The 12,291-nt window shown below is 72.6% G+C and carries 10 protein-coding genes; 7 read left to right on the top strand and 3 right to left on the bottom strand.

The window, feature by feature from the left end:
• Positions 1-81 precede the first annotated feature (81 nt).
• From RGQ06_RS17375 to RGQ06_RS17390, 4 genes are read left to right on the top strand one after another with little or no spacing between them, the layout of a single operon-like run.
• Positions 82-1,263, top strand: coding sequence for a glycosyltransferase family 4 protein (locus RGQ06_RS17375; RefSeq protein WP_432429984.1), 1,182 nt, complete (start codon positions 82-84; stop codon positions 1,261-1,263).
• Complete coding sequence (locus tag RGQ06_RS17380) at positions 1,260-5,570, top strand: alpha-(1->3)-arabinofuranosyltransferase domain-containing protein (protein ID WP_432429985.1); 4,311 nt, start codon at positions 1,260-1,262, stop codon at positions 5,568-5,570. Before RGQ06_RS17375 ends, RGQ06_RS17380 begins: the two co-directional genes overlap by 4 nt.
• 31 nt (positions 5,571-5,601) lie before the next feature.
• Positions 5,602-6,273 (top strand): alpha/beta fold hydrolase, encoded by a 672-nt coding sequence (locus RGQ06_RS17385; RefSeq protein ID WP_432429986.1) that lies wholly within the window; start codon positions 5,602-5,604, stop codon positions 6,271-6,273.
• On the top strand, positions 6,270-6,911 hold the full coding sequence (locus RGQ06_RS17390) for a 5' nucleotidase, NT5C type (protein ID WP_432429987.1): 642 nt from the start codon (positions 6,270-6,272) through the stop codon (positions 6,909-6,911). Before RGQ06_RS17385 ends, RGQ06_RS17390 begins: the two co-directional genes overlap by 4 nt.
• Positions 6,912-6,914: 3 nt before the next feature.
• On the opposite strand, the gene RGQ06_RS17395 is transcribed toward RGQ06_RS17390, so the two are convergent.
• The gene (locus tag RGQ06_RS17395) at positions 6,915-7,622 is read right to left on the bottom strand and encodes a nitroreductase family protein (protein ID WP_432429988.1); all 708 of its coding nucleotides are present in this window, start codon (positions 7,620-7,622) and stop codon (positions 6,915-6,917) included.
• Between the two features lie 19 nt (positions 7,623-7,641).
• Here RGQ06_RS17395 and RGQ06_RS17400 point away from each other — a divergent pair, with 19 nt between their 5' ends.
• The 3 genes from RGQ06_RS17400 (at position 7,642) to RGQ06_RS17410 (ending at position 9,886) form a co-directional block, all read left to right on the top strand.
• Positions 7,642-8,766 carry a hypothetical protein gene (locus tag RGQ06_RS17400; RefSeq protein ID WP_432430684.1) on the top strand — a complete coding sequence of 375 codons (1,125 nt, stop codon included), beginning with the start codon at positions 7,642-7,644 and terminating at the stop codon, positions 8,764-8,766.
• A 67-nt stretch (positions 8,767-8,833) separates the two neighbouring features.
• Complete coding sequence (locus tag RGQ06_RS17405; protein WP_432429990.1) at positions 8,834-9,034, top strand: cold-shock protein; 201 nt, start codon at positions 8,834-8,836, stop codon at positions 9,032-9,034.
• Between the two features lie 93 nt (positions 9,035-9,127).
• Positions 9,128-9,886 carry an LLM class F420-dependent oxidoreductase gene (locus RGQ06_RS17410; protein ID WP_432429991.1) on the top strand — a complete coding sequence of 253 codons (759 nt, stop codon included), beginning with the start codon at positions 9,128-9,130 and terminating at the stop codon, positions 9,884-9,886.
• A 69-nt stretch (positions 9,887-9,955) separates the two neighbouring features.
• Here the strand turns inward: RGQ06_RS17410 and RGQ06_RS17415 are convergent, their stop codons facing one another.
• Both RGQ06_RS17415 and RGQ06_RS17420 read right to left on the bottom strand, forming a co-directional pair.
• The gene (locus RGQ06_RS17415; RefSeq protein WP_432429992.1) at positions 9,956-11,290 is read right to left on the bottom strand and encodes a hypothetical protein; all 1,335 of its coding nucleotides are present in this window, start codon (positions 11,288-11,290) and stop codon (positions 9,956-9,958) included.
• Positions 11,291-11,508: 218 nt separating this feature from the next.
• Complete coding sequence (locus RGQ06_RS17420) at positions 11,509-12,243, bottom strand: ZIP family metal transporter (RefSeq protein WP_432429993.1); 735 nt, start codon at positions 12,241-12,243, stop codon at positions 11,509-11,511.
• Between the last annotated feature and the right edge of the window lie 48 nt (positions 12,244-12,291).

Consider the following 12,291-nt stretch of genomic DNA (forward strand, 5'->3'; position numbering starts at 1 on the left):
TGGCCGGGGCCGCCCGGGCGGATCGGTAGGGTCGCGGTCCCCTGGCACCGGTCCGCGTGGTGCCGTCCGTGGAGTCCGCACGTGCCCGAACACCCCACCACCGACGCCAAGATCGGCGACCTCGCCGCGGCCGCCGGCATCCGTCGGATCCACGTCCTCGCCTGGCGCGACCTCGACGACGTCGAGGCCGGGGGCTCCGAGCTCCACGCCCACGAGGTGTGCCGGGAGTGGGCCGCCGCCGGGCTCGAGGTCACGTGCCGCACGTCGTTCGCGCAGGGGCACCCGCCCGAGATCATGCGCGACGGCTACCGGGTGCTGCGCAAGGCCGGCCGCTACCTGGTGTTCCCCCGGTCGGTGGCCGCGGAGCTGGCCGGGCGCAACGGTGAGCGAGATGCGCTGGTGGAGATCTGGAACGGCATGCCCTTCCTCTCCCCCATCTGGGCCCGCGGGCCCCGCATCACCTTCCTGCACCACGTCCACGGCGAGATGTGGAAGATGGTGCTCCCGCCGCGGCTGGCGAAGATGGGCGACCTGCTCGAGCGCCGGCTCGCGCCCCCGCTCTACCGGCACAGCCGCATCGTGACCCTGTCGGAGTCCTCCCGCGACGACATGCTGGCCCAGCTGCGACCCCGCCCCGAGCGCGTCGACGTCGTGCCGCCGGGCATCGACCCGAAGTTCAGCCCCGGCCCGGAGTCGCCCACGCCCCTGGTGGTGGCGGTCGGCCGCTTGGTGCCCTCCAAGCACGTCGACCGACTGGTGCGCGCCGTGGCCCACGCCCGGCGGACCGTCCCGGACCTCCGCCTGGTCGTGGTCGGCGAGGGCTACGAGCGGCTCCACGTCGAGGCCACCGTCGAAGACGTCGGCGGCGAGGCCTGGGTCGACCTCCCCGGCCGGGTCAGCGACGAGGAGCTCATCGAGCTGTACCGGCGCGCCTGGCTGCTCGCCTCGGCGTCCTCGCACGAGGGATGGGGCATGTCCATCACCGAGGCGGCCGCCTGCGCGACCCCGGCCGTCGTCACCGACATCCCCGGTCACCGCGACGCCGTGGTCGACGGGGCAACCGGCACCCTCGTCGCGGCCGAGGGCGATGCCCTGCCCGAGCGCCTCGGCGACGCCATGGCCGACGTGCTCGCCGATCCGGCCCGTCGGCGCCGCATGTCCGACGCCGCCGCCGAGCACGCCGCCGGGTTCACCTGGCGTTCGACGGCGACGCAGCTCATGGCCATCCTCGCCGACGAGGCCGGGCGTCCGCGCCGCTCGTGACCGCTCCCCGCACCCCGCGGGCGCGGGACTGGTGGCTGCCGCTGGCCGTGCTGGCGGTGCTGGTCTACGTCCCGCTCCTGCTCACCGATCCCGGCCAGGTCGTCGCCGACACCAAGAGCTACCTGTACCTGGACCCCGGACGCCTGCTCGCTCGGGCGGTGTCGATGTGGGATCCCCACGTCGGCCTCGGCACCGTGCCCCACCAGCAGATCGGCTACCTCTGGCCGGCCGGCCCCTGGTACTGGTTCTTCGAGCAGCTCGGCGTCCCCGACTGGGTCGCCCAGCGGCTCTGGCTGGGCACGATCATGGTCGGCGCCGGCGGGGGCGTGCTCTTCCTCGGCCGCACCTGGCGCTGGCGGCCCACGTCGGCCACCGCCGCCGCATTCCTCTACGCGCTGAGCCCGTTCGTGCTCACGCTGGCGGCTCGCATCTCGGTGCTGCTGCTGCCCTTCGCCGGTCTCCCCTGGCTGCTCGCCCTCACCGTGCGGGCCCTGCACTCCAAGGGCTGGCGCCATCCGGCGCTGTTCGGCCTCGTCGTAGCCACCATCGGCAGCGTCAACGCCACCTCGGTCCTGCTCGTCGGTCTGGTCCCCGTGCTCTGGATCCTCTACTCGGCCTTCGGGTCCCGAGACGTCACCACCAGCCGCGCCGCCACCACCGCGGCCAAGATCGGTGCCGTCACCATCGCCGTCAACCTGTGGTGGATCGGCGGGCTCTCGGTCCAGGCCACCGACGGCATCGAGGTCCTCCGCTACACCGAGACGGCCAAGGTCGTGGCCGACGCGTCGGTGTCCCACGAGGTGCTCCGGGGCCTCGGCTACTGGTTCTTCTACGGCGGTGACCGCCTCGGCCCGTGGATCGAGCCGAGCGTGGACTACACCCAGCGGCTCTGGTTGCTCGGGCTGACCTACGCGCTGCCGATCCTGGGCCTGCTCGCGCTCGGCGTGGTGCGCTGGCGGCACCGGACGTTCCTGGTCGGCATGCTCCTGCTCGGCACGGTCATCGCCATCGGCGCGCACCCGTGGGGGTCGCCCTCGCCCGCCGGCGGGTTCATCAAGGCGTTCCTGCTCACCGACGTCGGCCTCGCCATGCGCAGCCTGCCCCGCGCCGTCCCGCTCGTCGCGCTGGCCATGGCCCTGGCCATCGGCGCCGCGGTCGGCGCGCTGGCCGAGCAGGTCACCCGGCGGGGCATCATCGGCGCCGTCGCGGTCGCCGGCCTGGCCTACGCCGCCCTCCCGCCGCTGTGGCTGCGGGAGATGGCGCCGGTGAACCTGCAGCGGCCCGAGGAGATCCCGTCGTACTGGTACGACGCCGCCGCCCACCTCGACGGCCGAGACGACGGCACCCGGGTCCTGGAGATCCCGGGCATCGACTTCGCCTCGTACCGGTGGGGCAACACCGTCGACCCGGTCCTCCCCGGTCTGATGGACCGCCCCTACGCCGCCCGGGAGCTCATCCCGTACGGCACCCCCGCCTCCGCCGACCTGCTGAACGCGCTGGACCTGGAGCTGCAAGAGCAGACCATGTCCGACCAGGGCCTGGCCGCCGTGGCCCGGCTGATGGGCGTCGGCGACATCGTGCTCCGCAACGACACCCAGTACGAGCGCTACAACACGCCCCGCCCCCGGTCCCTGCTCGACCTGGTGTCGTCGATGCCCGGGCTCGGCGATCCGGCCACCTTCGGTGACGACGTCCCCAACGTCCCGATCGAGGACGCCCCGATGATCGACGAGCAGCACCTGGCCCGTGATGGGGCGCTGCCCGAGTCACCCGCCATCGTCGCGTTCCCGGTGGAGGACGCCCGAGACATCGTGCGGACGCACTCCGCCGAGCAGGTGCTGCTCCTCAGCGGCTCGGGCGCCGGCATCGTCGACGCGGCCCAGGCCGGCCTGATCGACGGCGACGAGCTCATCCGCTACTCCGCCGAGCTCACCGAGGACCCCGAGTTCGTCCGCGAGCACCTGCGCGACGAGCGGGGCCTGATCGTGACCGACACCAACCGCAAGCGCGGCGAGCGATGGACCACGGTGCGCCACACCCAGGGCTTCACCGAGACCCAGGACGGCGGCATCCTCGGCACCGACCGCACCGACAACCGGCTTCCCGTCCTGCCCAACCGGCCCGGCACCCAGACGGTCGCCGAGCACCGTGGCGTGGAGGTCCAGGCCTCGGACTACGGGAACCCGATCACCTACACGCCCGAGGAGCGGCCGGCCAACGGCATCGACGGCGACCCCACGACGGCGTGGCGCGTGGCCGCGTTCGCCGACGCCGTCGGCCACCGCATCGTCCTCACCGCACCGCGCCCGGTCACCACCGACGAGGTGACCCTCCTCCAGCCCCAGACCGGCGAGATCAACCGGTGGATCACCGAGGTGGAGCTGTCCTTCGACGGCGACGACCAGATGACCGTCGAGCTCGACGAGTCCTCGCGCGCCCAGCCCGGGCAGACCATCGACATCGGCGAGCGGACGTTCCGGGAGCTGTCGATCGAGATCCGGGCCGACACGGCCGGCCGCCGACCCGGTTGGGACAACCTCACGAGCGTCGGGTTCGCCGAGATCGGCGTGGCCGGCCTGGAGGTGGACGAGGTCATCCGCATGCCGAGCGACCTGCTGGATGCCGGCGGCTTCCGGACCCTGTCCTACCCGCTCGCCCTGACCCAGACCCGCATCCGCTCCATCGCCACCGAGGTGACCCGCACCGACGAGGAGTTCTCGATGGCCCGCGCCATCGACCTGCCGACCACGCGGCAGTACGCGCTCGGCGGCACCGCTCGCCTGTCGGCCCGGGCACCGTCGCCGGTCCTCGACGCCCTGCTCGGCCGGGGCGGCCTCGCCGCCGGCCAGCCGCTCGTCACCGCCACGAGCTCGCTCCCCGGAGGCCTGCGCCACCTGCCATCCAACGTCCTCGACGGCGATCCGACCACGTGGTGGACCACCACCTTCGCCGCCCCGCCCGGCCAGACGCTGCGCATCGAGGCCCCGGAGGCGACCACCGCCTCGGAGCTCTCCCTCCTCCTGGTCGACGACGACGAGCACTCGGTGCCGACCACCGTGCAGGTCCGCGCCGACGGGAACGAGATCCTCACCGCGCCCCTGTCGACCGTCCCGGCCGGCGACGGGCTCGTGTCCGCCACGATCACGCTGCCCGCACCGGTGACCGCCGGCGTGTTCGAGGTCGCGTTCCCCGAGATCGAGGCCCGCACGACGATGGACTGGTACAGCAAGGGGCCCGTCGTGCTCCCGATCGCCGTGGCCGAGGCGACGCTCGGCGACCTGGCCGTCCCGGGCTTCGGCAACATCGTCGACAGCGGGTGCCGCAGCGACCTGGTCGAGGTCGACGGACGCCCGGTGGAGGTCCGGGTCCGCGGCACCGTCACCGCCGCGCTCGACGGCGACGGCCTGGCCATCTCCGCGTGCGACGCCGGCGTGACGATCGCCGGCGGCGACCGCACGTTCCGCACCGCCGAGGGCCGCGTCACCGGCATCGACATCGACCAGCTGGTGTGGCGATCCGACGCGGGCGGGACCGCTCCCACAAGCGCCACGGCCACGCGGCTGATGGACGACCCACCGGATGCGCCCCGCGTGCGGGTGCTGTCGAGCGACGACGCGACCGTCGAGGTCCGGATCGACGGGGCCGACCCGGGCACGCCGTTCTGGCTGGTGCTCGGCCAGAGCCACAGCCCCGGGTGGGAGCTCCAGGCCGACGAGGCCGAGGCCGAGGCCACCCAGCTCGTGGACGGCTACGCCAACGGGTTCCTCGTGACGCCGGCGGCGACCACGCTCGAGGCCACCCTCCGGTTCACGCCGCAGAACCGGGTCGAGGTCGGGCTGCTCACGAGCGCCATCGCGGTCCTGGGCGCGCTCGTGCTCGCCCTGCTCCCCGTCCGCGAGATCCGACCGCTGCCGATCCCGCTGCAGGAGCCCCTGCGGCGCCTCCGGGCCCTGACCTGGGAGGGCGCCCTCCCCACCCGCCGGGACGCGCGGATCCTCGGCGTCGTCGTCGCCGTGGTCACCGCCGCGCTCGTCACCGTGCCGATCGGCGTGGCCGTCGGCCTGGCCGCCGGCTTCGCCACCCGCCGGGAGACGTGGCGACCGATCTTCACGCTCCTGCCGGCGGGGCTGCTCGCCGTGGCCGCCGGCTACGTGCTGGTCCTGCAGCTGCGCAACGAGATCCCGCCCGGCCTGCACTGGCCGAACCAGACCGGCCGACTGCACCCCCTCGGGCTCACCGCCGTCGTGCTCCTCGGCGTCGACGTGGTCATCGCCCAGCTGTGGGCCCGCCGCAGCGACTACCGCTGACGTCGTTCGCTCCGCTGGCAGACTGCCGACCATGAGCGCTCCAGTTGTCCTGGTCCACGGCTTCGGCACGTCCTACGAGCTGACATGGGTCCACAACGGGTGGGTGGACCTGCTCGCCGACGAGGGGCGCGAGGTCATCGGCGTGGACCTCCTCGGCCACGGGAACGCGCCCAAGCCCACGGATCCCGAGGCCTACGACGATCTGGGGGCTCGGGTGCGCGACGCGCTCCCCGACGAACCGGTCGACGCGATCGGCTTCTCGCTCGGGGCCAAGACGCTCCTCCAGGTCGCGGCCGCCGACCCGTCCCGCTTCCGCTCGCTCATCGTCGCCGGCGTCGGCTCGAACCTGTTCCAGCGCAGCGACCACAGCGCGGTGGTGGAGGCGGTGCGCACCGGCGACGACGGGGGTGACCCGGCGTTGCGGTACTTCGCCGGGCTCGCCGACCTGCCCGGGAACGACCGGGAGGCGCTCGCCGCGTGCATGAGCAACGGCGGCGGCGGGGTCACGCCCGAGCAGCTGGCCGCGATCACCTGCCCGGTGCTCGTGGTGCTCGGCGACCAGGACTTCACGCGCCCGGCCACCCCGTTGGTCGAGGCGCTGCCCGACGCCACCTACGTGGAGCTGGCCCGCACCGACCACGCCAAGACGCCGAAGTCCTTCGCCTTCATCGACGCCGCCCTCGAGTTCCTCCGCGCCCGGTGATCTTCGGCGTCGACCTCGACGGCGTCTGCGGCGACTTCTCCTCGGCCTTCGCCGCCGTCGTCGCCGACGACCTCGGTGTGGCGGTCGAGGCCCTGCCGCCCCGCCAGCACTGGGACTTCTCCGAGTGGGGCATCCGGGACGAGGCGCACTTCCGCAGCGTCCACGAGCGAGCCGTGCTGGAGCACCACGTCTTCCGCACGATGCCCGCCATCGAAGGCTGCGCCGACGCGCTCTGGCGCCTCTCCGACGCCGGCGTGTGGATCCGCCTCATCACCCACCGCCTCTACATCAACTGGGGCCACCAGGAGGTCGTCGCCGACACCGTCGCCTGGCTGGACGAGCACGGGATCCCGTACCGCGACCTGTGCTTCCTCGGCCAGAAGCCCGAGGTGCAGGCCGACATCTACGTGGACGACGCACCCCACAACGTCGAGGCGCTCCGAGCGGCCGGCAACGACGTCATCACCTTCGCCCAGCCCTACAACGCCCACCTCGCCGACCCCCGTGCCGCCACGTGGGAGGAGGTGGAGAGCATCGTGCTCGCCCGCCTCGTCGAGCGGGGCGCGGTGGTCGAGCAGACCCTCCCCGGCTTCGACGAGGGCGCCGAGCGCCTGCGCCGACGCCGCGAAGGCCGCTGAGGCTCAGCGACGAGGTGGACCGGCGGAGGTGAACCGGGTGCCGGGAGGATCCCTCGCCCACGGCGCGGGCTCCTCCCAGCCGTCCTCGTAGACCAGCTCCCCGACCGGCCGCCGACGGACCGGTCCGTGGTCGCCGACCGGTCGTCCGAGCGTGATCGTGGCGCTGATCGCGACGTCTGCCGGGATGCCGAGCACCTCGCGCAGCTCGTCCTCGACGTACTGGTGCCACATGGTGAGGACCCCGCCGTAGCCGAGGGCGCGGGCGGCGAGCAGGAGGTTCTGGCACGCCGGGTACACCGACGCACCCTCCGACGGGTTCGGGTCCCGGTGGCGGCGCAGGCAGGCGAGCACCACGACGGGGGTCTGCTCGAAGTGGTCGACGAAGTGCTGCATCGTCGCCGCCATCCGGGCCTTGGGGGTGTCAGCCGCTGCCCCGCTGCCCTGGTCGTAGCCGTCGCTGCGGCGCTTGGCCGCCCAGAGCCGGCGGAAGCTGGTCCCGAGCAGCGTGCGAGCCTCCTGGGCCCGAGGGCCGTCCCGGAGCACGAGGAACCGGAACGGCTGGCGGTTGCTGCCCGACGGGGCGCGCGTGGCGTGCCAGAGGATCGATGCCAGATCGTCCTCGGGGATCGGCTCGTCCCGGTAGCGCCGGATGGCTCGGGTGGTGGCCAGTCCGGTGAGCAGGTCGGGCACATCGTCCGCGTCGGTCGGCATGGGTGCCAGTATCGCTGCCGTGCTCACCAGCCTCGACGACTACCCGATCCACCAGACCTCGGCGCCGCTCCACCAGCCGGTGTCCGGTGACCGCAACCACTACGACCGGTACTTCTTCAACGGCTACGACCGGGAGGGGTCGCTCTTCTTCGCCCTGGCGATGGGCCGCTACCCGAACCGGTCGGTCATCGACGCCGCCTTCAGCGTGGTGGACGGCGGCGTGCAGCGCAGCGTCCACGCGTCCGGGCGCGCCCCGCTGGACCCGATCGACACGAGCTGCGGCCCGGTGCGCGTCGAGGTCATCGAGCCGATGCAGGTGCTGCGGGTGGTGGTCGACGCCGACGTGCACGGCATCGGCTGCGATCTCACCTGGCGCGCCCGCACCGTGGCGGTCGAGGAGGACCGCTTCCGGCGGATGAACGGGACGCGCGTGGTGATGGACTACACCCGCCTCACCCAGTTCGGCACCTGGGAGGGCTGGGTCCGCACCGGTGACCGGGAGGTCGCGATCGAGCCGGGCACGTTCCTCGGATCCCGTGACCGCTCCTGGGGCATCCGCGGCGTCGGCGAGCCCGAGGGCGGCGCGCCCGGTACGTCCCTGCCGCAGTTCTTCTGGCTGTGGGCCCCGCTCAGCTTCGAGGACGGCGCCGCCCACTTCGACGTGAACGAGGACGCGCGGGGCGACCGCTGGCACCAGACCGCCATCCGGATCCCGCTGCTCGAGGACGGCGCCTCGGCGATCGACCCCGGCGGTCGCAGCGACTCGTCGGAGCCGATGCGAGCGGTGGACTGGCACATCGACTGGGAACCGGGCACGCGGCGCGCCCGGCACGCCGAGCTGACGTTCACGCCCTGGAACGAGGAGCCGTCCACGATCGAGCTCGAACCGCTGCTCACCTTCCAGATGCTGGGCATCGGCTACTTCCACCCCGACTGGCCACACGGCGTGTGGAAGGGCGAATCCGAGTCCGCCGTCGACGAGCTCGTGCTGGCCGATCTCGACCCGGCGCTCCCCCAGCACACCCACGTGCAGCAGCTGGTCCGGGCGACCTGGGGCGACCGCACGGGCGTCGGCGTCCTCGAGCAGCTGGCCATCGGCGAGCACGCGCCGAGCGGCCTACACGGCCTCTTCGACGGGGCCTAGTCTCTCGGCCATCGAATTGGAACCGGGGGAGGCGCCACGCGCCGAACCCAAGCGAACGGAGCGAGCGATGGCGACCGGAACGGTCAAGTTCTTCAACAACGAGAAGGGGTACGGGTTCATCTCCCGCCCCGACGGCGACGACGTGTTCGTGCACTTCTCGAACATCGAGGGTTCGGGGTTCAAGACCCTCGAGGAGGGTCAGAACGTCGAGTTCGAGGTCGGTCCCGGCCGCAAGGGCGACGAGGCCGTCAACGTCCGGGTCATCTGATCCGTTCGCAGCAACGCTCGTGAGAGCCGACGGCGCCGGGGCACCAGCTCCGGCGCCGTCGCCGTTCCCGGGCCGCGTGGATAGCGTCCGACCATGGCTCCCATCAGCGTCGGCATCCAGCTCCACCCCCAGGCGACGACCCTCGACGAGCTGCGGGCTGCGGCCCGCGCCGCCGACGAGATGGGGGCGGACTCGATCTGGGTCTGGGATCACTTCTTCCCGCTCTACGGCGACGGCGATGCTGCCCACTTCGAGTGCTACACGACGCTGGCCGCACTGGCCGTCGAGACCGAGCGGGCCCGCCTGGGTGCGCTGGTCACCTGCAACAGCTACCGCAACCCGAACCTGCTGGCCGACATGGCCCGCACGATCGACCACCTCTCCCACGGCCGCTTCACCCTCGGCATCGGGTCGGGCTGGTTCGAGCGGGACTACGACGAGTACGGCTACGAGTTCGGCACGGCCATCGGCCGCCTCCGCGCCCTCGAGCGGGACCTGCCGATCATCAAGGACCGCCTGGCGAAGCTGAACCCGGGGCCGGTCGGGCCGATGCCGATCATGATCGGTGGGTCCGGCCGCAAGGTCACGCTGCGCATCGTCGCCGAGCAGGCCACCTCGTGGAACACCTTCGGCACCCCCGAGGAGTTCGCCGAGACCAACGCCGTGCTCGATGACTGGTGCGCGAAGGTCGCCCGAGATCCCTCCGAGATCGAGCGGACCGTCGCCGTCGACCCGAAGGCCGCCGGCCAGGTGCAGGAGTACGCCGAGGCCGGCGCCGACCACCTGATCCTCATGCAGGGCCCGCCTTTCCCGCTCGACGCGCTGCAGACCGCACTCGACGCTCGGGGCTGAGGAGCACGCGCCCCCGGGCGCGTCGGAGCGGCCGGCCTGGTGGTCGGTGCTCCGTCGTCGGGTGGTGGGTCAGACGGGTGGGGTGATGGGTCCGTCGTCGTCGGGTCGGTGGATGGTCCAGGTGCCGTCGGGATGGCGGACGGGGCGGAAGCCGTGTTCCTTGGTGCGGTTGTGGAACCCGCAGTACGCATCGGAGTTGTCGGTGTTGGTGGGCCCGCCCCGACACGCCGGGTCGCGGTGGTCGACCTGCAAGTTCCGGCCCCGCCCGTCACAACCAGGCCAGAGGCAGCCGAGCCCGCCCGGTCCTCGCAGCAGGGCTTGGAGGAACGCAGCGTCACGAGCCGAGCCGGTGAACAGCCGCTGCCTCCGCCCCAGATCGATCACCGTCCCGGCCGAGTCGACCACCACCCGGCGGAGGTGGCCGACCAGTGCGGCCGCGACCGCCTCGGCCGGACGCAGGACGGTGCCGTCCATGGCGTGGCAGCGGCGACGGTCGAGCACCTCGTTCGGATCGACCCGGACTTCCGTGCCGGCGGAGCGGCGGAGCTCGTCTTCGAAGGTGTCCTGGTCGATGATGATGTTGACCAGCGGCTCCGGCGAGCAGCCCTCTGATGCGGCGGCGCGGCGGAAGATCTCGAAGATGGCGTCCGCCCGCCGCTGGGCGGGGGTGCGCTCCAGGTGCTCGACCCGGGCGTCGTCGCCGTGCACCTCGCGGGCGGCGGCCCAGTCGGCGTGCAGCTCGGCGGTCTCGAACCGTTCGAAGATCTCCGCCATCGCCGCCCCCTGCAACCCACCATGGTTCGCCTCGAGCCGGAACGACCCATCGATCGCCGACTCCTGCAGGGACGCGTTCCGGCGCTCGTGGCACCGCTCCGCGGCCTGATCGGCGCCGTCCGCGTCGGCCAGGGCCTCCCACTGGCGCAGGGCAGCACAGAAGTCGTCGTAGCCGAGCACGGTGGCGTGGCGGGCGAAGATCGGATCCGCATCCGGCACCCACTCGGCCACACGCGGGTTCGCGATGGTGCGGGCCATGGCCCGGATGTGCTCGGTCGGGATCTCGCCCCGGGCATATGCGGCCTCGACCAGGGGCAATCTCGGCAGGGCCCGGCTGGTCTGCACCCGCCCGTGCGCCTCCGACCCCGACAGGCGACCGATCGCCTTCAACGCCCCCTTGGCCGTCTTGTGCCCATCCAGGCTGAACGCCGCACTGGCGTCGAGGTGCGCGACGGTGCGGTCGGTGCCGTGATCCAACCGGCGGCGCAGCTTCTCGACCCGGCCCACCAGGACCAGCTCCTCCTTCGGCGACAACCCATCCAGCTCGACGGCCTGGACCATCCCCACCGCAACCTCGAGCGCCTTCAACGCGGCGTCGGGATCGACGCCGGGTTCCAACAGATCGGTCACGGCGACGCCTCCCCCGAGACGCCACCGCTGCGTGGTCGGTGGCAGCGCATCCGCGCTCCTTCCTCATCGCAGTGAACGGTCGGCGCAAGGCCGACGAGTGGCACCTCCGGCCCCAGCCGGAGCGCCTACCCACCATCCAACCCAGGGGGTACGACAAGAACTCGCGCCCCGTCGATGGCGCGGCGCGAGCACGCCAGGGGACCCTGTGTGACGAACGATCAGGCGATGAGGGCGACGGTGAAGAGGAGGAGGAGCCCGGTGGCGAAGCCGGCGGTGAGGACGGCCTTCTCCCCCGCGGTGGGTGAGGTGGTGATCTCGGGGAGCAGGTCGGTGGCCGCGATGTAGATGAAGTTCCCGGCGGCGAACGGCACGAGGAACGCGACATCGAGGCGGCCGCTGACGCCGTACGCGATGAGCCCGCCGGCGAGGAACGTGAGCGCGGAGAGGACGTTGAACAGCAGGGCTCGCCGGCGGTCCCAGCCGCTGTGGACGAGGATGCCGAAGTCGCCGAGCTCCTGGGGGACCTCGTGGGCTGCGGCGACCAGCCAGGTGACGATCCCGACGCGGTGATCGAGCACGAACGCGCTGCCGACGGCGAGGCCGCCGATCAGGTTGTGGAGGCCGTCGGCCACGAGGATCATGTAGCCGAGCGGGCGGTGCGCGGTGACCGGGCGGTGGCAGTGGTGCCAGTGCAGCAGCTGCTCGAGCACGAAGAACGAGAACAGCCCGCCCGCCACCCACGCCCAGACGGTGAGGTCGTTGCCGAGGGCCTCGACCGACTCGGGCAGCATGTGGAAGAGCGCGCCGCCGAGCAGCGATCCCGCGGCGAGGGCGACGAGGGGCAGGACGAGCTTCTTGAACGTCTCGGCCGGCAGGACGAGCGTGAGGCTGCCGGTGAGGGCGAGGGCGCTCATCGCAACACCGGCACCGATGATCCACGAGAGCGTCGACATCTGATCCGGACGCTACGTGCCCGGCCGACCCAGGAGTGGCCCGTTGGC

The sequence above is a fragment of the Salinilacustrithrix flava genome (genome assembly GCF_041228405.1).
Lineage (GTDB): Bacteria > Actinomycetota > Acidimicrobiia > Acidimicrobiales > Salinilacustritrichaceae > Salinilacustrithrix > Salinilacustrithrix flava.

Coding starts and splice junctions, on each gene's coding strand:
- RGQ06_RS17420 (WP_432429993.1), bottom strand. CDS start 12,243: ATGTCGACGCTCTCGTGGATCATCGGTGCCGGTGTTGCGATGAGCGCC.
- RGQ06_RS17410 (WP_432429991.1), top strand. CDS start 9,128: ATGGCTCCCATCAGCGTCGGCATCCAGCTCCACCCCCAGGCGACGACC.
- RGQ06_RS17395 (WP_432429988.1), bottom strand. CDS start 7,622: ATGCCGACCGACGCGGACGATGTGCCCGACCTGCTCACCGGACTGGCC.
- RGQ06_RS17405 (WP_432429990.1), top strand. CDS start 8,834: ATGGCGACCGGAACGGTCAAGTTCTTCAACAACGAGAAGGGGTACGGG.
- RGQ06_RS17385 (WP_432429986.1), top strand. CDS start 5,602: ATGAGCGCTCCAGTTGTCCTGGTCCACGGCTTCGGCACGTCCTACGAG.